A 22,722-nucleotide genomic window follows, 5' to 3' on the forward strand; every position below is an offset into this window, starting at 1 on the left:
TATTTTATCTTTTTAAGCCAGAGTCCGCCGCAGTTGGGGTTGAATACTTAGCAAGGCGACTAGGGCAAAGCCAAACAACACCAGCAATGCTCCCCCAAAGGTAACATCGCCCCAAGGAGCTTGCATAACTACACTACTTAGTGCCCAATTACTATGGAAATATAGATAGCGAATTGGTTCGATCGCATAGCTGAGAGGATTTAGAGTAGCTACAACCTGCAACCACTGAGGCATGAAGGATAGAGGTGCTAAAGCTGTACTAGCAAACAATAATGGGAGGTTGGTGACGAAAATCACTGCAATCAATTCAATGTGGCCGGGTAAAGCGAAAGCTAAACCGAGAGAGATAGCTGTTACACCCAAAGCTAAGAGTAAAACAATTAGAGCGATCGCACTTAAACCCGCTACATCGGGTAGTCCAGCCCCCAAGAACGCCGCTGCTGCTACAATTACAGCTGCTTGTAACAAACTTTGGCTGATGATAAAGATGGCTGAGGCAAAAACAATGGAAAATCGTGATGCTAACGGTGCTACCAGCAAACGATTCAAAAAGCCGAATTCGCGGTCAAACATTACAGGTAAACCAGCATTCAGCGCCCCAGCAAAGGCTGTAAACACAATGATGCCAGCAGCCAAAAATTGACCGTAATTTGTTGTATTGCCAAATATACCTTTGGGAGCATTTTGGAACAAAGCACCAAATAGCACTAACCACATTACTGGCTGAATAATTCCAGCGACTAAAGATGAGGGACGGCGTTGCAACTGAATAAACAAGCGACGAGTTAAAGCCAACGTCTCTTGTACCAATTCACCGAAAAAGTTAGGTGCAGTATTAGTATCTACTTGTGGCGATGCTAATGGTTGCCAATTGATATCAGATTTAGGAGTAACACTCATAGCAATTTTGGATTTTGGATTTTGGATTTTAGATTGGGCACAAGAGGCAGAGGTGCGGAGGGGAAAGACTTACTGCTACTGCTCCCCTGCTCCCCTGCTCCCTACCTATCTCATATTCTGCTTCTTTTCAGCTTTGGGATCGCGGGTGGCGACGGCTGCGAGTTCTGCATCCAATAAGGTGCGTCCTGTGGCAGCGAGATAAACGTCATCAAGGCTGGGGCGAGATTGGGCGATGCCAAATATGGGCAAGCCAGCGGTATTCAGCGATTGCTGTATGTTAGTAAGAACATCATTCTGAGGTGTCACTACCAAGTTGAGCGAATTACCTTGAGCGCTGTTGATGATGACTTCTTGGACAAAGGGCAAAGGTTTCAGGAGGTTTTTAGCTTTCTCAGCTTCCTCAATGGGGGAAAACTCGCGGATTCGCAAGGTGATGCGATCGCCCCCTACTTGATCTTTCAATTGCGAAGGTGTACCACTTGCAATTACAACGCCGCGATCTATAATTGCCACGCGATCGGCTAAAGCGTCAATTTCTTCTAAATAATGGCTGGTAATTACTACCGTCGTCCCAGAGGCGCGTAATTTTCTCAGGAAATCCCATACCACAAAACGAGTTTCTATGTCAAGTCCCACAGTTGGCTCGTCCAACACCAAAACATCCGGTGCATGGAGCAACCCGGCAGCCAAGTCTAGGCGCTTGCGTAAACCGCCTGAGTAGGTTCCTGTCTTTTTGTTAGCGTATTCTTGCAAACCGAGTAAATCTAATACCGTTTCAATACGCTGTTTGGCTACTGCGCCTGGAAGGTGATAAAGTGCTGCTTGTAATTGCAGCAGTTCTTTTCCGGTCAACACCTTATCTATAGCGACTTCCTGAGCTACGTAGCCTAGTCGTTGTCTTGCCACTCTGGGATTATCTAACACAGAGATGCCAGATACTTCGATAATGCCTGCATCCGGTGTGGTCAGCGTACACAAAGCACGCAAGGTAGTAGTTTTCCCAGCACCGTTGGGGCCAAGTAAACCAAAAATTTCTCCTGGTTCTACCTGAAAGGAAACATCTTGGACGGCAACCACTGTACCGTAACGTTTTTGCAGATTTTGAATTAAAACGGCGGGAGCCATGACAGCCGATCCCCAACTATACAAATCTCAATAAAGTCTATCCTTATTGTAGAAGGTAGAGAGCAAGGAAATAGCGCATGAGCGAAAATCTGTAAATAAGTTCGCTTCATGCGCTATGCTGCCAAAAATTTTTAATTATTCTAAACAAGTTGTTTGATTGCGTTTGTAGCGAAACAAACCAAATACTACAGCAATTAATCCTAAACCTGGAAGATTTGCAGGCTCTGGAACCTTACGAGTGGGAGGCTTAGGCGGATTATAGTACTTCGTTGGGACATCTGGCAGATCGCCATTAAATAGATAGTTGTGAGACTCACCATTTCCTGTCAAAGAAGCTACCACGACATTGCCGTTAATTTGACCGTTATTGAAATTGAAATTAGCCAAAGGCGCAAGAATACTACCTTGAATGCCAATGCTACTGGCAGTTAGGTTTGTCGCTTCATAAAAGTTATAGATTACTTTTTGTTTATCTGCGCCAATGATATTAAACCCAAAGTTTTGTAGTGACACATCCTTACCGCTGATATTGACAACGATAGTTGAATTTGCGTCCCCCTTTATTTCAAAATAGTTTGTCTTGGAGACAGATGAGCCTGCAAGATTAAAAACATTGAAAGCAGTACCACTGCCACTAAGGTTAATAGCACCCCAAGGTTGAACTGTTGTGTTACCAGTAGGAGTCAAGGTTGCCAAATATTCAGATAACCCTCGAAGTTGTTTCCCTGCTTCATTGAAGTCAATGGGATTACCCTGGCTGAGAGTTCCTTGGGGAAATCCTACATTGCTAGATACATTGGCGCTGCCTCCATAGACAGCATTACCGTGGTAGACTTGACCGTTACTCAGAGTTAAATTCTGTCCAGCGACTACTACGTTGCCGCTATTACCAGAAAGTCTGCTTCCAAGTCCGCCGACGAAATTTATGTTACCGCCAGCAGCAACTTTTCCTTCGATATCTGTATATTTTTGAGAGATATCTCCCAAAACAAATACATTGTAGTCAGAGGCAGCGCCTAACTCAACTGCATTCGCTCTTGCTGAGAAACCCAGCGCTAGAGTGACTACAATCGGAGCTGCTATTTGCCCCCAAATATAATAGGTTTTTGATTTCATCTTATAGTTTAGGAATCATCAAGATGATCCTATGGGTATAAATCAAAGATTGCACTAGTCTAGTAGCTATTTTTATTGAAGTTTCACACTGGTAGAACTACTATATATTTTTACCTAAATCATCTGAAAAACCGCACATTTACTATTGACTTCATCAATTAAACTTTTATGAAGAAGAATTCAATAGTTATAACGTTATTTCACAACTTTCAAAGTTTTGAGGCTAATGTCATTGCAACCGCTGATAAATCCACCCATAGCCTGGATTTGTTGTAGATATTCAAGGACTGATATGGTGATGACTTCTCCCGGCATTAACACAGGAATTCCTGGAGGATAGGGACAAACGATTTCAGCACAGATGCGTTTATTGGTTTGTGTCAAAGGTAGTATTTCACTGACAGCAAAAAAAGCTTCACGGGGAGAAAGTTGTAAAGCATAATCTAGTGTTCTGTCTAGATTTAGCCAAACCTGGTTTTTAACAGTCAAGTTGCTTCGGCGATATTCTTTGGCGATGGTGGTGAAACCTTGCACTAATTGTTCAATATCGGCTGGAGTGTTGCCCAAACTAATGATAAAGGTGAGATGTTGCAGTGAGGCGAATTCAGCAGTAACACCTAATTTTTCATCGAGAATTTCATCTGCTTCAAATCCGGTTAAACCTAAACCAGAAACAGTGACAGTTAGTCGCGTTTTGTCTAAAGTTACAAAGCCGGGAGATCCCCCCAAATGAGGCATTTCCAAAACTGATAATCCAGAAATTTGACTGATTCTGGTTCTAGCTTCTTCAGCAAGTTGCAGAGTGCGAGACATCAGCATTTTTCCGTGGAGTGCCATTTGCTGACGCGCTGCATCTAAAGAAGCTAAAAGTAAATAACTAGGACTGGTAGATTGTACTAGCTGCAAAGCTTTACTGATGCGATCGCCATCTATCCTATTACCTTGAATGTGCAGCATCGATGCCTGTGTCATTGCACCGAGTACCTTATGGATGGATTGTACAGTTAAATCTGCACCTGCGGCTAAAGCTGATGTTGGTAATTCGGGATGAAAGGCAAAGTGTGCGCCGTGTGCTTCATCTACTAGTAGAGGGATATTATATTGATGTGTAATATTGGCGATCGCACTCAAATCTCCACAAACACCGTAATATGTTGGATAAACTACCAACACTGCTTTCGCATCTGGATGTTGTTGGAGTGCAGATTGTACAGCGTTGGGCGTGATGCTGTGGGCAATATCTAAAACTGGATCGTATTCAGGGTTGAGAAAAATTGGTATTGCACCAGAGAGAATTAAACCTGCGATCGCAGAAGAATGCACATTGCGAGGCAGAATAATTTTATCGCCTGTGCCACAGGTAGCCAAAATTGCCGCTTCAATCCCACAGGTAGAACCATTTACAAGAAACCATGTTTGCGAAGCGCCAAATGCTTCAGCCGCTAGTTGTTGGGCTTCTTGAATAACGCCTTGGGGTGCAAAGAGATTATCTAAATCTGCTAATTCGGTTAAATCAGCGCGAAAGACGGCTTTGCCAAGTAAGTCAGCCAAGGGTTGAGAAATTCCCTCACCTAGTTTATGTCCTGGGGTGTAAAAAGGCGCGTGATGTCTTGCTGCATTAGCTTTTAAGGCATCTAATAAAGGTGTTTTGTTTTGATTGAGCATTTAATAATTCGTAATTGAAGGTACAAGAAAGGTAAATTTATTAGTGTACAAAAATAAATTATTCCTGATGCACAGCATGAGGTAATAATTACGAATTACGAACTTGTACTGAGCGTAGCCGAAGTATTACGAATTATTCACATGAGGCCTTATCATCAAATCCCAATTTTCGAGTGTGGTGAACCGCTAATGGCGATTCCTCTAAAATTATTTGCGGTGGAATCTCCCCATCCTTATGAAAAATTAGGTGCGCCTTATGGCGATCGCTCTCCCTATTATCTCCGTCAAAGCGTCATTGAAAATTTGATCCAAGCGCAAAATTATCTTAATCTTCTGCATCCTAACTGGCGTATCCAAATTTTTGATGCTTATCGCCCGATCGCAGTCCAGCAGTTTATGGTAGATTACAGCTTCACCCAAGCAGTGCGGGATAGGGGATTAACTGATGTGGAATTATCCCCAAACCAACGCCAAGAGATTTGGGAAGCGGTTTATGCAATTTGGGCTGCACCAAGTTTAGATGAAAAAACTCCCCCTCCTCACAGTACTGGTGGGGCAGTAGATGTAACGTTGGTAGATGATGCAGGGCAAATAGTGAATATGGGTTCGCCAATTGATGAGATGTCAGAGCGATCGCATCCTAATTATTATGCCAATAGCGATCGCTCTGAAACCCAAAAGTATCATGCTCATCGTCAGCTATTGCGAGATGTAATGTTAAAAGCTGGCTTTCAACGCAATCCTAGAGAATGGTGGCATTTTTCTGTTGGCGATCAAATGTGGGCTTGGCTGAACAATGAATCTAATCCAGCCAATCCTGTCACAGCACGTTATGGACGGCTTACATAGATGCGTTATGCATCTTGAGGATTTAACTCTCTTAACTCGTCGGTGGTATAAGTCCCAATGGGAGTCCAAACTAGATAGGGAAGGAGTAACAGCGCCGCCATTAAAGAAATCGGTAAAACGCAAATTGCCAAGACAAGGGCTAAAATCAAACCAATTAGTCCAAGAATTTCCCCGGTTTTGAGACTGCGAAATCTCAACATTAGAGGTATGTAGGCGACGGTAATAATTTCTACCACGAGATACAAAGCCATTAATAGCCAAGTAATTAAGCTGCCGGGATTTTTTTCCCAGATAATATAAGCTGAAACTGTACCACTGATAAAAATCACAGTCCAGATGAACGGAATCAGCGGCTCAAAAACTAGCCAGCGAGGGCGACTTAAATGTGCAAACCATTTAACATCACGCGGCGTGATTAAGAAACTCCCAAGGGCAATGAAGAAAGTTACAGCCCCAATTATTATCCAAGATGGAATCATAATGCACTCAAGCTTTGTGTATTTTGTCAAGTCATACACTGCAAGTGTGACAATTTAGGCTAGATGTTTAATCATTCTCTGGTGCGATTCTTAAGCATCTTGAGGATTGAGACGGATCATCTGCCAAGTGGTATAAGTACCGATGGGACTCCAGAGTAAATAAGGAACTAGTAATAGGGCTGCCCAACCAGAAAACCCTAAGACTGCAAGTATCAATAAAGCACTAATGATTAAACCTGTGCCACCGAGAATTGTGCCCACTTTCAGACTGCGAAGCTTAAACATTACAGGCGTATAGGCAATGGTAACAATTTCTAATAGCAGATATAAACCCATAATTAACCAGGTTGAGGTGCTTCCTGGGTCTTTTTCCCAGACAATATAAGCTGACCAAGCAGCGCAAATAAATATTACAGTCCAAATAATGGGAATTGCGCCCTCAAAAGTTAGCCATCTCGGTCGTTGTAAACGCTTGAACCATTGGCGATCGCTAGGCGTAATCACGTTCGCGGCTAAAGCAACCAAGAAAGCCACACCTCCAATCACCATCCAAGATTTAATCATGCCCGTTAGTCCTTTACAAGCGCTATTTATCGCTTAATATCACTCTTTATAGTGTGATTTTGTCAATTTAATTGCTAATTACTCATCATCCCTGAGTTTGAAACCTTCACATCGTTTGGCAGGATTTTCAATTATGGATATTGGGAATGGGGCATTGGGCATCGCTATCGCTTTGCAGGCGTTGGCGTAGCCCGCTGTAGGCATCGCTTTATGTCTACTCAGAAATTCATATTGAACACGGGTGAGATTGCTGGGGTATGCTTTACTCATGTTGCTCTTTCAGTGCTGTCTACTATCTATTCACAGCGTATACTGAGAGAGCTTTTTTACAACATAACCGACTTTTCAAACAGCCTCTTAGAGCGATGTAGATTTTATGACTCAACGCTTAGATTTCAGAGTAGATATTGAAGAAGCCATAAAAACGCTAAACCCTTCTTGCAATGATTTCAGGTTAGTTAGCCTTTATGAATACGAACAGATTTTCAAACAACCTCTGAGACAACCAGAGCTAGGATCGGAAGGTAGTCTGTTGCAGACAAGCTAACTATATGACATCCACATCACGTGTTGTTCATAGCGACCCCAATATATTGGGAGGAACCCCTGTTTTTACTGGTACTCGTGTGACGATAAAAACCTTGCTTGATTATCTAGAAGCGGGTGACTCACTGGATGAGTTTTTAGATCGCTTTCCCAGTGTCAGCCGTGAGCAAGCGATCGCTACTATGCAAAAACTCTATTCTTTTTGATGATGAAATCTAATTCCTAAAAAGATGTCATAAACAAACTCAAAAAAGTCCTTTTTCTGTAACAATCCTGAAGTTTGATAACATCCTTTTTCATCTAACAGGGGCTTCATCACATAGTATGCAGGCTGGTAATTATACCAGGGAATAGAAGGCCACAAATGATGAATTAAGTGGTAATTCTGTCCCATAATCAAGATATTGAGAATCGGGTTAGGATAAACGCGAGCATTTTTCCAGCGATCGCGCTCGGCAAAAGGACGATGGGGCAAATAGTCGAAAAATAATCCTAGTGCTATCCCGACTACAAAAGCAGGTATAAACCAAAAATTGAGAATGTAACCCAAAAAGTTGTACTGCACTGAGATATAAACAATTACACCGACAATTAAGCGGCTGATAAACCATTCTAGTAGCTCATATTTACGCCAAAGTCGTCGTTGAAAGAAAAATACCTCGTGGTACAAGAACCGGACTGCAATCAACCACAGCGGCCCACCCGTAGAGACATAATGATCTGGATCGTCTTTAGGATGATTGACATGACCATGATGCTGTAAATGCACCCGCGTAAAGACTGGAAAAGCAAAAGCTAGCATCAAAGCGCTACCATGCCCTAACACCGCATTCATCACTCGATTGCGATGGGCAGATTGGTGACAGGCATCATGAATTACCGTTCCAGCACAATGCAAGGCAATCGTGTTAACGCTAAAGCATAGCCAGTGCGGCCATTCCCAAAACCAGTAACCAAAGTTGGATAACACCAACATTACCACAGCTACAGAAAACAGCAGCAGCGTCGGATTGAAATCACCAGGAGGCGCTAAAAATTCCTTGGGGGGGATTGTCAGTGGCTTTTGTGCCTCCGATGCGATCATCTTTAAGATTGACTCCTTCTTGAGCAGACATTACGAATATACGATAAATATTATTGAATAATAAAGTTTTGCAAATTTTTGTATAGCAAGATTTATCCACAGCTTTGAATATCAGTAGATGAATAACGCTATGATTCCAGACGAAGCCTAGTCTTTGCTGATAAGTGGGATATGACCATCGGCAAGAAGTTAATGGAACAAACTCCTTCGTTGGGAGGATGGATACAAGATTGATGTACTATATCTAGTCTATCCCACAGCCCCCACTCTCCAATAAACCCTCATCTAACTGCTTATATCTTATTGATATAGCAGTGACTGAAAAGGAGATGCCACTTAAGTTACGATGACTTCCCAGATAGCTCCCTAACTTCAGCCCCTATGCAATTACGAGATTCTCTGCGCCGGACAAAAATTGTCGCTACTATTGGCCCCGCCACTAGCAGTCCTGAAATGCTCAAGGCGATTATTGAAGCGGGAGCCACGACGCTGCGGCTAAACTTCTCCCACGGAACTCATGCCGACCATCAGCGTAGTATTCGCTTAATTCGGCAAACCGCTTTTGAATTAAATCAGCCAGTGGCTATTCTCCAAGACTTGCAGGGCCCAAAAATTCGCTTGGGGAAGTTTGACAACGGATCTATAGTTTTGGCAAAAGGCGATCGCTTCACCTTGACAAATCGTCCAATAGTAGGCACGCAGGAAATTAGTTGCGTCACCTACGATTATTTAGCCGAAGAAGTCCCAGTTGGGGCAAAAATTCTCCTCGACGATGGACGAGTAGAAATGCTGGTGGAAGAAATTAACCGAGACAAAGGTGATTTGCATTGTCGCGTCACCGTGCCTGGAAAACTTTCTAACAATAAAGGCGTAAACTTCCCCGGCGTTTACCTGTCAATTAAGGCAATGACCGACAAAGACCGAGAGGATCTAATGTTTGGTCTAGATCAGGGTGTCGATTGGGTGGCACTTTCCTTTGTCCGCAATCCCCAGGACATGATCGAAATTAAAGAACTAATTTCTAGTACAGGCAAGCAAGTGCCAGTGGTTGCCAAAATTGAAAAGCACGAAGCCATTGAACAAATGGAGGCGATTCTGGCTTTGTGTGATGGCGTGATGGTTGCCAGAGGCGACTTAGGGGTGGAATTGCCAGCAGAAGATGTTCCGGTACTCCAAAAGCGGCTAATTGCGACAGCAAATCGCTTGGGGATTCCCATCATCACCGCTACTCAGATGTTAGACAGCATGGTGAGCAATCCCCGTCCCACTCGCGCGGAAGTGTCGGATGTGGCAAATGCGATTTTAGACGGCACAGACGCGGTGATGCTCTCCAACGAAACCGCAGTGGGTAGCTTCCCTGTAGAAGCAGTGGCGACGATGGCGCGAATTGCCGAACGTATGGAGCAGGAAGAAGCCCAACACCTAAACCTACGTTCTGTGAGAGATGCCCGACGCTCCATTCCCAATGCGATTAGTCAAGCTGTTGGTCAAATTGCCGAACAATTAGGTGCAGCGGCAATTATGACCCTAACGCAAACGGGGGCAACAGCTCGCAATGTCTCTAAATTCCGTCCTCACACACCGATTTTGGCAGTGACACCCCATGTAAATGTGGCGCGGCAGCTACAAATGGTATGGGGAGTTAAACCGCTGTTGGTGCTAGGATTACCTTCCACTGGTCAGACATTTCAAGCTGCGATTAACGTGGCTCAGGAACTTCAGTTACTGTCCCAAGGAGATTTAGTAGTGATGACTGCTGGCACACTCCAGGGTGTTTCTGGCTCTACAGATTTGATTAAGGTAGAGGTGGTGACGGCAGTACTAGGTCAGGGAATTGGACTGGGACAAGGTTCAGTAAGTGGTCGCGCACGGGTGGCTAATACTGGCATGGATGTGAGTAACTTTAATCCCGGAGATATTTTGGTTGCACCCCGCACTAGTGCCGATTTTGTGGAAGCAATTCGGAAAGCTGCCGGGATTATTACCGAAGATGAAAGTCTCACAAGTCACGCAGCAGTAATTGGGTTGCGTCTCGGTGTACCAGTCATTGTCGGCGTGAAGCAGGCAACGCAGGTGATTCGAGATGGGGCAATTATAACGCTGGATCTGCAACGGGGTTTGATTTACTCTGGGGCGGTGAGGACGGCTTAGAAGTGGGTGAACAAGCAGGGTAGCAGGGGAGCAGGGGAGAATTAGTAGTAAGTCTTTCCTCTCTAACTCTCCGCCCCTCTGCCTCTTCTACCCAATGCCCAATGCCCAATCCCTTTATCAAACTGTTGCGATCGCAGCCCCAAGCCATCCAGCAAAGTTTTGCTGCTGTATGGAGTTAGGATGCTCAACAGGCTTTACCTGATATTTAGTTGCACGTGGTGATGCGAGGGTGATGGAATAAATACGCAGTTCGTCTTGGTGGAAAACTGCGACTTGGATGGTATCGTTTGGTTGATAATCTTTCAGGCGATCGCTTAAGCCACCCGCAGTTATCTTAATCCCATCAATTGCTAACAACTCATCACCTGCATCAATTCCCCCTACTTGTGCAGGTGAACCAGTCTCCACAAACTTAATAATCTCCCGCCCATTTTCTGTATTTATTCTCACACCCAGGTAAGGTTCTTCTTGCTGTTCAGCTACCAACTGTAAGCCAAAGGGTTCTAAATACTGATTGAAAGGCAAATCCTCAGTACTATCAACGTAGCGTTTAAAGAAATCAGTCAAATCGATTCCGGCGACAGATTCGATAACTTCTTGCAACTGTTCTGGGGTATAGCCGATTTCATCTTGCCCAAATTGCTGCCACATTTTCAGCATCACGTCATCAAGGGAGCGCTGATTGTTGTGAGTAGAGCGAATCAGCAAATCTAGCAACAACGATACCATTTCTCCTTTTAAATAGTAAGAAATTTGGGAATTACCGCTATTGGCATCTGGGCGATAAAGTTTTATCCAGGCATCAAAACTCGACTCGGAAACTGGTTGTACCTTTCGCCCCGGTGTTGTTTCATATCTGGTAATTTCCTTACCCAAGTTATTCAAATACGACTGAACATCATAAATTCCCGCCCGCAAAGGAATTAACAAGTCGTAGTAACTAGTAGTACCTTCACAAAACCATAATGATGGGGTATAACTTTCTTGGTCGTAATCAAAAACCTCTAATGCTTTTGGGCGAATTCGCTTGACATTCCACAAGTGAAAGAACTCGTGTGCAACTAATTGCAGAAAGCGATCGTATTTTTCCTGAGCGCGAAATCCAAAACGTTGGTAAATTAAGGAGCAAGAGTCTTTATGCTCCAAACCGCCAAAAGCTTGGCTAAATAAATGTAGCAGAAACACATATCGTTCATAAGGCAAACCGCCGAACATCTGCGCTTCTACTTGAATAATTTTTTGAATATCAGCAATCAGCTGCTGAACTTGGTAATTACCTTGCCCCCAGATTGCCAATTCATGGGGTTTTCCTAATACCTCAAATTTATACAATTGGTGACTACCAATCTCAAAAGGAGTATCCACCAGAGTATCAAAATCGCTAGCTAAGAAAGTATTCGTTTCTTCACCAACGCGTGGTAAGGCAGTAGTTACCTGCCATTCCGGCTGTGGTGGTACGATGGTGACGCGAATAGGTTGCTTATCCCACCCAGGTATTCTAAAAAATAGTGCCGCACCGTTAAAATAACCGTGGGTGCTATCTAAGTGATTCGTTCGTACCGATAGCTCATTGGCAAAAATGCGGTAACGTACAGTTAATTCTGAAACATTTATTTTGTCTATCTGCCAATGATTTTTACCAAGCTTACGCCAAGTTAAAGGCTTATTCTCTGCAAAAGCCGCAAAATCCTGTAAATTCTTGGCGTATTCTCGGACTAAGTAGGAACCGGGTGTCCACACTGGCAGTTTTAAATCGAGAATCGGTGAGGAATAATTGATAAGGTGTAAAGTCACCTCAAACAGATGGGTTTCTGGTTGAGACATTGCCACCAGGTAATGAATCGTTGACCCAGTTTCCTCAACGTAGGTATTGCGACGAGTTGCTGTTGCTTCAGTCATCTTATTTTGTTTGCTGAGGTAATTGTTAATAAGCTACGCCCCACTGCGATCGCGGAGCATCTCATAGAAAAGACAGTAATTCGTAGTTTAGACCCTATGGATAAATCCGCTTGCTCTCAAATAAAGATTACACTTTATTTATTTTCCGTAAACAAAGTTGTAGTACATAAATACTACATATAATTTGAGTATTTCAGCGATGTTTAATAACTGCGATGTCTACGAAGGGCTACGCCAACGCACCAAAAAATCGCACTAGTAAGGCCAAGTCAAAAGTAAGCTGGATGGTGCAGATTCTCCGATTGGAAAACCCATTTTGAAAATATAGTTTTCAGGTACAACGTGTAGATGCTCAAATATAATACCCGTAGTGTAGATGCTTAAATATAGTACCCGTAGTGTAGATGCTTAAATATAGTACCCGTATCCTTGACTTCTCAACAGAAGTCAAAGTTCCATCTATTCAACATTTATCGAAAATTAAAATCCATGACTGAAAACGAAAAAGATACACAGCAACTAAATTTATTTATGGGGATCATTAATTTTAAATTTTGAATTTTGAATTTTGAATTCGGAGCGAAGCAGGTGACACCTTCCGATCTAAAAGCATATTTAGACAACCTTATCCGTAAAAACTTGCAAATTAGTACGATGATTTGGGGGCCTCCTGGCATTGGCAAATCCAGCATCGTCGGACAGATANNNCAACGGACAGGGAGCTTAGGACAGCAANNNAATCACAAAGTACGCTGTNNNAGACGCGTTTCCCGCAAACTGTCCNNNCGGCTTNNNCGACTGATAGCTCAAGAGAATGATATCGACTTTGTGGATGTGCGCCTCAGTCAACTCGCGCCTACCGACTTGCGCGGTTTACCCGTTGCTGAAGATGGTATCTCTAAGTGGTATCCACCAGAATTTCTTCCTCGTGACGGTAAAGGCATTTTGTTTATAGATGAACTAAATATGGCACCGCCAGCAATGCAGGGAGTTGCTCAACAGTTGATTTTAGAGAGATCCCGCAACGTTGCTTTTGCTGCTGCTCGAACCAACTGATTGCCGTCTTTTGCCATTAGCTAGCGCTAGTAGTTGTACTTTGTAATCTGATTTATCTGCTAATTTCTCTAGAATAGACACAGGAACATTTTCCAGCCTAAGAATGCTTCGTAACTGGAGTTTAGACTAAAAGCGATATGAGAGAACGCAAATCAAAAGGAATTAGAGGTTAAAAATATTATCTTGTCAGCCTCAAAGCATCCGCGACCTTGAACAATTTTTGTGTAGTATGCTTGCCGAGAAAATAATACAATAATGATAATCATGAAAATGGTGGGAGAGAAACGAGCATCGCTCGTTTCTCTCCCACCCCCCTTATTCGATTATCATTATCAGATAATGAGCAAGAAAAAAGGGGTGTCTAATTGAATACAGCCCCCCTTTTGGCAGAAAGTGAGAAAAGAACTACCATTACTCACCTGCCAACATGAAAAATGCCAGACTTGAAGAGTTTCGTCAAGTAGCTTACAAATATTTAGGTAGAGCTAAAGATGCGACGTTTGAATTAACAGATGCCATATTGCTGACTCGCAATGTTTATTCCTTAGCAGATTTATCCTTATCACCAGTATTTAGACGCAAGTGGCCAAGCATCTATGAAGCCTTACAAGATAGCAGACCACAAAGACAAAAATTGATGCAGCTATACATCAAACAGATCCCAGCAGAGGGACGACCATTGTTAGCAGGAGACCATACAAACTGGTCACGCCCAGATGCAGTAACGTTACAAGAGAGAACTTATGAACATAGTGGCACATCCATAGCTGGAAATAAACCGATTACCATTGGTCAAGGATATAGCACAATTGCCTGGATACCTGAAAAATCAGGCAGTTGGGCATTACCTTTGAGACATGAGCGGATCACAAGTGGGGAAAGTCCAATAGGGAAAGCGGTTTGGCAACTTAAACAGGTGTGTAAATATTTACCTGTTAGACCGATTTCAGTTTGGGATAGTGAATATGGATGCGCCCCTTTTGTCTTAAAAACTGCCAGTATTCCCGCAGATATTCTCGTTCGGTTGCGCTCAAATTTGTGTTTATGGGGTGAACCAGGAGCTTATCCAGGGATTGGCCGTCCCAAGAAGCATGGTGATAAATTTAAGCTCAATGAACCAATAACATGGAGTGAAGCCACATCTGTGTTGGAAATGAATGACCCAAAATTAGGGCGTGTGCGTGTTAGCTTGTGGAAAGATTTACACTTCCGTCAGGCTGCTACACGCCCAATGTTACTCCTGCGGGTTGAACGTCTCGACGCACAAGGCAATGAACGAGTATCCAAACCTTTGTGGTTAGCTTGGGTAGGAGAAGAAATCCCACCATTAGAGGAAGTTTGGTGTCTCTACTTGCGTCGCTTTACCATTGACCATTGGTATCGCTTTTTAAAGCAACGTCTACATTGGACAGTGCCACAGTTCAGTACTCCAATAGCATTGTGAAAGATGGAGTGACCTCATGCCTCTGATGACTTGGGAATTGTGGTTAGCCCGTGATATTGTAACTGACAATCCTTTACCTTGGCAGAAGTCTCAGGGTAATTTGACCCCTGGAAGAGTTGCTCAAGCTATGGGTGGAGTTTTCGCGGCCATTGGTACTCCCACCTCTGCACCCAAACCTCGTGGAAAGTCCCCTGGTTGGCAACCAGGAAAAAAGCGTCACCGTAAAAACCGATGTCCGATTGTTAAAAAAACTGTAACACGACCACGCAAAGAACCATCAATTGCAGTTTAATACTCAAGATTATTGATAATTTCACTAAGTCTCTGATTAACTCAGCCCTGCTGGGTCATTTTGCATGGCTTAGTCTAAACTCCAGTTACCATCCTTGTTACCCTTTGTGCCAATCCTGCGAGGAGGGGGAGAAGTATCAGTTGTGCAACGCGCACTACAGGCGCTAAGAGCAGATGCACAGTTGAACGAGTTAGAATCATTGCTGGCATTTTTTGCTAGCTTTGTGTTAGACACACCTTTAGTGCAACAAATCATGAGGTGGGATATGGCAGTATTGCGAGAATCGCCTTGGTATCAGGAAATTGAGCAAAGAGGTATTCAGCTAGGTCTTCAGCAGGGTGTACAACGGCAGTTAGTACGAGTATTACGACGACGCTTTGGCGAAATTCCTCATGAAGTGGAAGCAAGGCTTGAGAGCGAAAGTGTGGAACAATTAGAAACTTTAATGGATAGCGCGATCGCTGTGAGTTCTTTAGACGAATTTGTGAGTATTTTGGCTACATAAATTCAATCATTTCCTAAATAAGCTTCAATTACAGCCGGATCATTTCTGACTATAGATGGTTCACCCAAGGCAATTAATTGACCAAAATCTAATACAGCAATGCGATCGCACAAACCCATGACCAATGGTACATGGTGTTCTATAAGAATGATCGTCAAATTGAAGCGATCGCGTAAACTACGGATAAATTCACTCAATTGCTGCTTTTCGTTGGGGTTCATCCCCGCTGCTGGTTCATCAAGAAGTAAAATTTGCGGTTGTAATGCTAAAGCACGGGCAATTTCCAGCCGCCGTTGATCGCCGTAGGCAAAGTTTTTGGCTTTTTCGTCAGCGCGATCGCTCAATCCCACCAAATCTAATAAATCTAAAGCTTTTTGTTTAGTCTTCAATTCTTCACGAGGTGCTGGTGGTAATCCCAAAACTCCTGTAATCATATTACTTTTAGTGTGTAAGTGTCGAGCAACTATCACATTTTCTAACGCCGATAATTCCCCAAATAAACGGATATTTTGGAAGGTACGGGCGATACCTAAAGCCGCAATTTGATGAGGACGCAGTTGAGAAACTTCTGCACCTTGATAAATTAATTGCCCGCTAGAAGGTGGAATGAAGGCAGTAATCAAATTAAACAGTGTTGTTTTGCCAGCACCATTAGGGCCAATCAGTCCAAAAATCTCATGTTGATTTACACTAAAAGATACATTATTGACCGCCACTAAACCACCAAAGCGGCGAGTTAATGCTCTTGCTTCTAAGACAATGCTGTTATTAGTTCCTGGAATACTATGTGACATTTTCGCATATTATTATGGATTATAAGACTTACGCAATAACTTTCTGAAACTATTATTACTTCTTTGCGGTTCGTTTTTTCCTTTGAAAAATATCTGGAGTAATTAGTCCTTGCGGGAAAAATATTGTACCTATTACTATTAGTAAGCCAAAAATAATTAATCTACCATCTCGCAAAAACTGTGCTAACCAATTAGGTAAACCACCAGTATCAGCAAGGCTTCGCAGAATCTCTGGTAAAGCTGTAAATACCATACCTCCAATTACCGAGCCTAAAAAAGTTCTTGAACCACCAATTAAAACAAAAGTTAAATATATAATACTGGCATCAAAAGTACCTTGACGAGCATTCCAGGTATTGAGGAAGTGAGCGCTAATTGCACCTACAACCCCTGCAAGCATAGCCCCCAATGTAAATGCCAAAACTTTGTAATAAGTGGGATCGATTCCCATTGCACCCGCAGCTAATTCATCTTCGCGGATCGCGATAAAAGCCCTGCCGACGCGGATGCGTTCTAAACGATAAAGTAACACCATACTAATTAATAGTAATGGCAAAGCAATCCATAAATATTCAAGTTGTGTTTGGAAGGGTTGAGGAATGCCAAAAATTCCGACAGCACCGCCTGTAATATCTAAATTGAGGGAAATTACGCGCAGAACTTCCACAAAAGCGATAGTTGCGATCGCTAAATAAATTCCTCGCAACCGTAATGCTGGAATTCCCACTAAGATACCCAACAAACCAGAAATTACACCCGCAATTAACATCTCCAATAACAACAAAGGAATTGGAAATAAACTACTGCTAGATGTAAAAAATTTTGTGGATAAAATTGCTGCAATATATCCACCTAAAGCATAAAATCCTGGACTAGCTAAAGACAATTGTCCTGTCATTAGGGGTAAGTAAAGCGATAACCCTAGTAACGCCCCTAATACCATAGAGACAATTAGAGAAGCGTAAGTAGCGAAAAAATCAGCCATTTTATTTAATATATTTTGATTAAACTTAATCAAATTATCGCTTTTATCAACTTTTAAGCTGTTAATATTTGCTCTGCTGTCAGCGCCAGTTTAGGAAAAGTTCGCGATTTAATTCGTTCTGAACCTCTATACAGTGCCCGTTGGTATTTCCCTTCAGTATCTAATAGAAAAACAAACACAGCCGGAACTTTTGGATTTCCTAAATACTCTCTTAGCCCAATCGCTAAATAATCTACAATCCAATATTCTGTAATACCTAAACGTTGATATTCACCTAATTTATCAATGTAGTCATCTTCCCAATTAGTTGATGTCACCTCCACAGCTAACTGGATAGGTTCTTCAAGTGCAGCATAAGCAGAACAATTTGAGCGCCATTTATCTTTATCTATGACACTTACATCAGGCTTGCGCCCTTGCTCTATGCCATTAGTAGTTATAGTTTTAAAGACTGCTGTATTTTTTACTACATAATTCAGATTTAGTCGCCTAATTTCATCATTAAAACCAAACAATAGAAAATTAGCGACATCATCATGATTTCTGGTTGCACGCACTTCTACAATTTCCCCATCCACAAGTTCATATAAACCTGACTCTGGACACTGTTCTAAAAATTGGTCAAAAGTTAACTTTTGTTTGGTATATGTTTTCATGGCGCTACGTCTCTTTAAACTTTCTGAATAAACCGCCGCCCTAACAAACCTTGGGGTCTAACTAATAGCATGATAAACAAAATCGCAAAGGCTACTGCGTCTTTATATCCAGAATAATCAGCAGGGACAAACGCCTCTACTAATCCAATTAACAAACCTCCCAATACTGCACCAGGAATACTACCTAAACCACCTAAGACAATTACCGCTAAACCCCGCAAACCAAAAGCAATGCCGAAATATGGCCCTGCAATACTAACACTAGAGGCGACTAAAGTTCCTGCTAATCCTGCTAAAAAACTGCTGATGAAGAATGTTAGGATGATAAAGCGATCGCTATTAATTCCTAACAAACTAGCTGTGGTTGGATCTTCTGCGATCGCTTGCATTGCCTTACCATATTTAGTCCGATTGATAAAATAGGTAAGAATTGCCACAATCACCACTGATACAGTAAAAATTACCACCTGAACACTGCGAATCGGAATTGGGTTTTCTGGACTCCCAAAGTTAATCGCAGGTGGCAAATTACCGTAAGTATTTGCGGGGTATGTATAACTTTCCGCACCTATTAAATACTGGATTAAATTCACAATTACCACTGCTACGCCCAAACTGGAAACAACAGTTAGCAAAGGATCGGAGCCTTGACGGCGCAAAGGTTGAAAAGCAACGCGTTCCATCACTACCCCTACCAATCCTGCTAAGGTGCTTCCTAAAATTAAGGCTATAGCAAATGGTAATTTTATCGGCAAGGCTGCATTAGCCAGCAAGCCATTAAATCCAAAGTTCCCACCCATAAGTGCATAAGTAAAATATGCACCCAAGGTAAAAATTGCGCCATGAGCTAAATTAATAATGCCCAAAATAGAATAAACCAAGGTATATCCCAAGGCAAAAATTGCATAGACGCTACCAATGGATAACCCATTTAATAATTGCTGCAAAAAGAGATTGATATTCATTTAGCAACTATTTTAGAAATGTGAATTTACCTTGACTACCGTCTTTTTCCATTTTAATTTGAGCAACATAAAAATCTTTTTGTACAACTTCACCTGTGGGAGTAAAACCAATTTCACCCAATGGTGTATTGTATGATCCTTCAAGTATTTGTTTGTTTAACTGTGTCCGTAATTCTGGTAGCTGTAGTTTGTTTATTTTGCTCTTTTTATCTAAAGATTGGAGTGCTTCGACATAAACCTGCACTGCTGTAAAAGCTTGGGCGCTAAATTGGGGTGGTTCTTTTTTATATTCTTCAATATAGGCTTTACGAAATGCCGCGTTAATTTCACCTGGATGTTCTGGACTGTAGGCTTGAGCAATCAATACTCCATCACAAAGTGCTTTACAAACTGGCAATAAATTCGATGTATTTAGACCATTTCCACCGACAATTAAGCCTTTATAACCCAGTTCCCGCAATTGTCTAACTAAATTACCACCATCAGCAGCCAAGCCAGAAATAATCACCAAATCTGGTTTGAGATTAATTGCATTGGTCGCTTGACTTTGAAAATCTGTATCACTGGTTTGGAATTTTTGGACTGTTACCAATTCCAGTCCTTGATCCTTAACTGTTTGCTGAAAAATTTCCGTTTCTGACTTGCTAAATGCATCATTTTGGGCATAGAAAACTGCGACTTTTTTCAGTTGGGGATTTTGCTTAAGTGCCGCTTTCACCGAATTAGGTGCAACAACTGAAACTGGTGCCGAAACACGAGCAACGTAATCACCAATTTCGGGAATATTTTTAGCAGTATTTGATGGCCCAATAATTGGTACTTTTGCTCGTTCGCCAATGGGATCGGCACTAAAGGCTTGCTGTGACAAAGTTGGTCCTACAATTCCAACAACTTTATCTCTATTAATTAATGTTTGAAAAGCGTTAATTGCTCCCGCTTCATCACCGCTAGTATCTTGAAAAACTAATTTAATTGGTGTGCCATTAACACCACCTTTACTATTGAAATACTTCTGGGCAAGTTTGGCTCCAGCTACTTGCTCTTGACCCAGTAATGCCACATTGCTAGTTTGGGCAACACCAATACCGATGGGAATACCACCTGATAATGTAGCTGTTGTTGCTGGGGTATTGGTTGCAGTGGTATTTGGGGTAATATTTGGAGTATTAGTGGGAGAATTTGTGACTGTGGTAGTGCCACCACCACAGCCTGTTAGTAGCAAAGCGCAAGTTGATAATAATGCTGTTGTCCGAGCGATCGCGTTGTTCATCGTTAGATAATCATCTAGTTATGAGATATTCGGCAAGAGTTAATAGTAAAGGTTATAATCTGCAAACAAAATAATGCAGATTTACACTTTTGCACGAATTCTATTAAATCATTCTTATTTCACCATGCAAAGAGAAATATTCAAAGTGCTTGTAAATACAAATTATAGTTAGCTATGATTTTACCATTCCCAGGTAAAACTTGGGAATCGTTAAGTGCGAGCGCTGTCAGGTGTCAGATGTTCAAGTCAAACTTAAGTGTCTCAACTGATGCAGCCGATTAACGGTAAAGTATCAGACTAAGTTGATACATGATTTGTTCACACTTCAACTCTGATATAAACAAAGTTTTACCTAAAGTTTACTTTGGTAGAGTTTCATTCGATCAGTGTTGATACAACGGCTGATAATAGCAGTTCTATTGCACGAAGGTTCTGAGTTGGAACTGGATAATGTAAAGGTTTGTAACTGATTTCTGTCGCTTTTAGAACTAAAACTGAATCCAAAATAGCTACGTGTTTTTATCGTACAATACCAGTCAAACTGAAAGAAAAATTCAGGAATTAAAACTTTACATCTGTCTAAATCTTTCCAACAAAACACAGAGCAATATTAAAGGAGGAAGACATTAGATTCTATGAAAAGGAAATTTACAATTTTAGCAGGCACAGCATCGGTAATTTTATCGTTGGTAAGCCAACCAGTTCTTGCAGCTTGGAGTGGGTATCAGGGTCTGGGAGGTACAGTCACCTCAAATCCTAGTTGTGCTTCATTAGGCACTTCCTTAGGCACAAGTCAAGTTATCTGTGCCGTCCGAGGAGGCGATAATGCACTTTATGTTAATCGGTTTAATGGCATTTCGTGGAGTGGGTATCAGGGTCTGGGAGGTACAGTCACCTCAGATCCTAGTTGTGCTTCCTTAGGCACAAGTCAAGTTATCTGTGCCGTCCGAGGAGGCGATAATGCACTTTATGTTAATCAGTTTAATGGCATTTCGTGGAGTGGGTATCAGGGTCTGGGAGGTACAGTCACCTCAAATCCTAGTTGTACTTCCTTAGGCATCAGTCAGGTTATCTGTGCCGTCCGAGGAGGCGATAATGCACTTTATGTTAATCAGTTTAATGGCATTTCGTGGAGTGGGTATCAGGGTCTGGGAGGTACAGTCACCTCAAATCCTAGTTGTACTTTCTTAGGCATCAGTCAGGTTATCTGTGCCGTCCGAGGAGGCGATAATGCACTTTATGTTAATCAGTTTAATGGCATTTCGTGGAGTGGGTATCAGGGTCTGGGAGGTACAGTCACCTCAGATCCTAGTTGTGCTTCCTTAGGCACAAGTCAGGTTATCTGTGCCGTCCGAGGAGGCGATAATGCACTTTATGTTAATCAGTTTAATGGCATTTCGTGGAGTGGGTATCAGGGTCTGGGAGGTACAGTCACCTCAAATCCTAGTTGTACTTCCTTAGGCATCAGTCAGGTTATCTGTGCCGTCCGAGGAGGCGATAATGCACTTTATGTTAATCAGTTTAATGGCATTTCGTGGAGTGGGTATCAGGGTCTGGGAGGTACAGTCACCTCAGATCCTAGTTGTGCTTCCTTAGGCACAAGTCAGGTTATCTGTGCCGTCCGAGGAGGCGATAATGCACTTTATGTTAATACTGGTCTATAGTTACAGCGGTTTTTCTCTTGGGTGAAACGTCGGCTAAGTACAGGATTTCACAAGTTCGTAGGGTTATCGAGTATTGCAAAGCCTTACTAGTAGGTCACTTAATCCGTCACGGATTTATGAAATGCTGTACTTAGTTTAGGGCATCGGTTAACGGACGCTTTGATAAATTGCTCTCTCTCCAGTTATCCCCTTCCCCTTCTTTAGTAATTTGAGATTGTTTGAGTATTAGGCAGGTAAAACTTATTAAGACCTTTTTTCACTACCAGCTAATTCCTTAGGTTCGTAGTGACGGCAACCGTTACATGGGCCTTCAGGATTGATCGCACAGCGGATATAGCCAGATCGAGCATTAAACTTGCAGCTGATATCGCCAATTAAATAACCCACTCCTTCTAAATAATAGCGATCGCCTTCCACAGGTCTGACGTTGTGCCGTCCCTGTATCACTGAAAAATTCATGGCTGCTTGCCTCATCCGCAAGCGCGATCGCTGGGTTCTACGGATCATCCACAGGGAAAACAAGGACGGTAAAAAACCAACGGCAATCACTAAAAGTGTCTTTAACACCTTCTTTTTACCTCTTCTGTGCGCTGATTGATTGTCCCTGATGTTACACTCTGGTTTTACGGAAGTGCAAATATTAGGGCGGCTTTGTCTCTTTGTCACCAACTATGGTTGCAAAGAAATAATGGCAGTGTGGTATCTAACAATTT

Annotated in this window: 22 protein-coding genes and 1 pseudogene; 8 read left to right on the forward strand and 15 right to left on the reverse strand. The window is 42.4% G+C overall.

Annotated elements, in window-relative coordinates:
* Positions 1-12: 12 nt before the first annotated feature.
* The 4 genes from QUD05_RS27805 to QUD05_RS27820 all read right to left on the reverse strand — a co-directional run bounded on the left by QUD05_RS27805 (position 13) and on the right by QUD05_RS27820 (position 4,806).
* Positions 13-900: an ABC transporter permease gene (locus QUD05_RS27805; protein ID WP_289798887.1), complete on the reverse strand. Its 888-nt coding sequence runs from the start codon at positions 898-900 to the stop codon at positions 13-15.
* A 105-nt stretch (positions 901-1,005) separates the two neighbouring features.
* Positions 1,006-2,025 (reverse strand): ABC transporter ATP-binding protein, encoded by a 1,020-nt coding sequence (locus QUD05_RS27810; protein ID WP_289798888.1) that lies wholly within the window; start codon positions 2,023-2,025, stop codon positions 1,006-1,008.
* Positions 2,026-2,160: 135 nt separating this feature from the next.
* Positions 2,161-3,141: a choice-of-anchor A family protein gene (locus tag QUD05_RS27815; RefSeq protein ID WP_289798889.1), complete on the reverse strand. Its 981-nt coding sequence runs from the start codon at positions 3,139-3,141 to the stop codon at positions 2,161-2,163.
* Between the two features lie 195 nt (positions 3,142-3,336).
* On the reverse strand, positions 3,337-4,806 hold the full coding sequence (locus QUD05_RS27820; protein ID WP_289798890.1) for an aminotransferase class I/II-fold pyridoxal phosphate-dependent enzyme: 1,470 nt from the start codon (positions 4,804-4,806) through the stop codon (positions 3,337-3,339).
* Between the two features lie 141 nt (positions 4,807-4,947).
* On the opposite strand from QUD05_RS27820, the gene QUD05_RS27825 reads away from it, so the two are divergent.
* Entirely contained in the window at positions 4,948-5,655 is a 708-nt protein-coding gene (locus tag QUD05_RS27825; protein WP_289798891.1) for a M15 family metallopeptidase, read from the forward strand.
* Between the two features lie 5 nt (positions 5,656-5,660).
* Here QUD05_RS27825 and QUD05_RS27830 read toward each other — a convergent pair whose 3' ends face one another.
* From QUD05_RS27830 to QUD05_RS27840, 3 genes are all read right to left on the reverse strand, one after another.
* A complete protein-coding gene (locus tag QUD05_RS27830) occupies positions 5,661-6,134 on the reverse strand; it encodes a TspO/MBR family protein (RefSeq protein ID WP_289798892.1) in 474 nt (157 codons plus the stop codon).
* A 90-nt stretch (positions 6,135-6,224) separates the two neighbouring features.
* The gene (locus QUD05_RS27835; protein WP_289798893.1) at positions 6,225-6,698 is read right to left on the reverse strand and encodes a TspO/MBR family protein; all 474 of its coding nucleotides are present in this window, start codon (positions 6,696-6,698) and stop codon (positions 6,225-6,227) included.
* A 78-nt stretch (positions 6,699-6,776) separates the two neighbouring features.
* Entirely contained in the window at positions 6,777-6,968 is a 192-nt protein-coding gene (locus tag QUD05_RS27840) for a hypothetical protein (RefSeq protein ID WP_289798894.1), read from the reverse strand.
* A gap of 106 nt (positions 6,969-7,074) precedes the next feature.
* Between QUD05_RS27840 and QUD05_RS27845 the strand changes: the two genes are divergently transcribed.
* Together QUD05_RS27845 and QUD05_RS27850 are read left to right on the forward strand one after the other, a co-directional pair.
* Entirely contained in the window at positions 7,075-7,245 is a 171-nt protein-coding gene (locus tag QUD05_RS27845) for a hypothetical protein (RefSeq protein ID WP_289798895.1), read from the forward strand.
* A 4-nt stretch (positions 7,246-7,249) separates the two neighbouring features.
* Positions 7,250-7,450, forward strand: coding sequence for a DUF433 domain-containing protein (locus tag QUD05_RS27850; protein WP_289798896.1), 201 nt, complete (start codon positions 7,250-7,252; stop codon positions 7,448-7,450).
* On the opposite strand, the gene crtR is transcribed toward QUD05_RS27850, so the two are convergent.
* Positions 7,438-8,328, reverse strand: coding sequence for a beta-carotene hydroxylase (crtR, locus tag QUD05_RS27855; protein WP_289798897.1), 891 nt, complete (start codon positions 8,326-8,328; stop codon positions 7,438-7,440). The two genes, QUD05_RS27850 and crtR, sit on opposite strands and share 13 nt — an antisense overlap.
* 381 nt (positions 8,329-8,709) lie before the next feature.
* Here crtR and pyk point away from each other — a divergent pair, with 381 nt between their 5' ends.
* Positions 8,710-10,479, forward strand: coding sequence for a pyruvate kinase (gene pyk / locus QUD05_RS27860; RefSeq protein WP_289798898.1), 1,770 nt, complete (start codon positions 8,710-8,712; stop codon positions 10,477-10,479).
* A 117-nt stretch (positions 10,480-10,596) separates the two neighbouring features.
* Here pyk and QUD05_RS27865 read toward each other — a convergent pair whose 3' ends face one another.
* Positions 10,597-12,378 carry a M61 family metallopeptidase gene (locus tag QUD05_RS27865; RefSeq protein ID WP_289798899.1) on the reverse strand — a complete coding sequence of 594 codons (1,782 nt, stop codon included), beginning with the start codon at positions 12,376-12,378 and terminating at the stop codon, positions 10,597-10,599.
* Between the two features lie 654 nt (positions 12,379-13,032).
* Here QUD05_RS27865 and QUD05_RS27870 point away from each other — a divergent pair.
* From QUD05_RS27870 to QUD05_RS27885, 3 genes and pseudogenes are all read left to right on the forward strand, one after another.
* Entirely contained in the window at positions 13,033-13,434 is a 402-nt protein-coding gene (locus QUD05_RS27870) for an AAA family ATPase (protein WP_289800102.1), read from the forward strand.
* A 427-nt stretch (positions 13,435-13,861) separates the two neighbouring features.
* A pseudogene (locus QUD05_RS27875) lies at positions 13,862-15,170 on the forward strand (NF041680 family putative transposase).
* Between the two features lie 142 nt (positions 15,171-15,312).
* On the forward strand, positions 15,313-15,675 hold the full coding sequence (locus QUD05_RS27885) for a DUF4351 domain-containing protein (protein ID WP_289798900.1): 363 nt from the start codon (positions 15,313-15,315) through the stop codon (positions 15,673-15,675).
* A 2-nt stretch (positions 15,676-15,677) separates the two neighbouring features.
* On the opposite strand, the gene QUD05_RS27890 is transcribed toward QUD05_RS27885, so the two are convergent.
* The 5 genes from QUD05_RS27890 to QUD05_RS27910 are packed head-to-tail and all read right to left on the reverse strand — an operon-like array spanning position 15,678 to position 20,345.
* Positions 15,678-16,469 carry an ABC transporter ATP-binding protein gene (locus tag QUD05_RS27890; protein WP_289798901.1) on the reverse strand — a complete coding sequence of 264 codons (792 nt, stop codon included), beginning with the start codon at positions 16,467-16,469 and terminating at the stop codon, positions 15,678-15,680.
* A 55-nt stretch (positions 16,470-16,524) separates the two neighbouring features.
* Positions 16,525-17,454 carry a branched-chain amino acid ABC transporter permease gene (locus QUD05_RS27895; RefSeq protein WP_289798902.1) on the reverse strand — a complete coding sequence of 310 codons (930 nt, stop codon included), beginning with the start codon at positions 17,452-17,454 and terminating at the stop codon, positions 16,525-16,527.
* 53 nt (positions 17,455-17,507) lie between these two features.
* Positions 17,508-18,110 carry a Uma2 family endonuclease gene (locus QUD05_RS27900; RefSeq protein WP_289798903.1) on the reverse strand — a complete coding sequence of 201 codons (603 nt, stop codon included), beginning with the start codon at positions 18,108-18,110 and terminating at the stop codon, positions 17,508-17,510.
* Positions 18,111-18,124: 14 nt separating this feature from the next.
* Positions 18,125-19,075: a branched-chain amino acid ABC transporter permease gene (locus tag QUD05_RS27905; protein ID WP_289798904.1), complete on the reverse strand. Its 951-nt coding sequence runs from the start codon at positions 19,073-19,075 to the stop codon at positions 18,125-18,127.
* A gap of 7 nt (positions 19,076-19,082) precedes the next feature.
* Positions 19,083-20,345, reverse strand: a complete 1,263-nt coding sequence (locus QUD05_RS27910; RefSeq protein ID WP_289798905.1) for an ABC transporter substrate-binding protein — start codon at positions 20,343-20,345, stop codon at positions 19,083-19,085.
* Positions 20,346-20,980: 635 nt separating this feature from the next.
* Here QUD05_RS27910 and QUD05_RS27915 point away from each other — a divergent pair.
* A complete protein-coding gene (locus QUD05_RS27915; protein ID WP_289798906.1) occupies positions 20,981-22,009 on the forward strand; it encodes a DUF8189 domain-containing protein in 1,029 nt (342 codons plus the stop codon).
* Positions 22,010-22,252: 243 nt separating this feature from the next.
* On the opposite strand, the gene QUD05_RS27920 is transcribed toward QUD05_RS27915, so the two are convergent.
* Complete coding sequence (locus QUD05_RS27920; protein ID WP_289798907.1) at positions 22,253-22,576, reverse strand: DUF6464 family protein; 324 nt, start codon at positions 22,574-22,576, stop codon at positions 22,253-22,255.
* Between the last annotated feature and the right edge of the window lie 146 nt (positions 22,577-22,722).

Source organism: Nostoc sp. GT001, assembly GCF_030382115.1.
Classification (GTDB): domain Bacteria; phylum Cyanobacteriota; class Cyanobacteriia; order Cyanobacteriales; family Nostocaceae; genus Nostoc.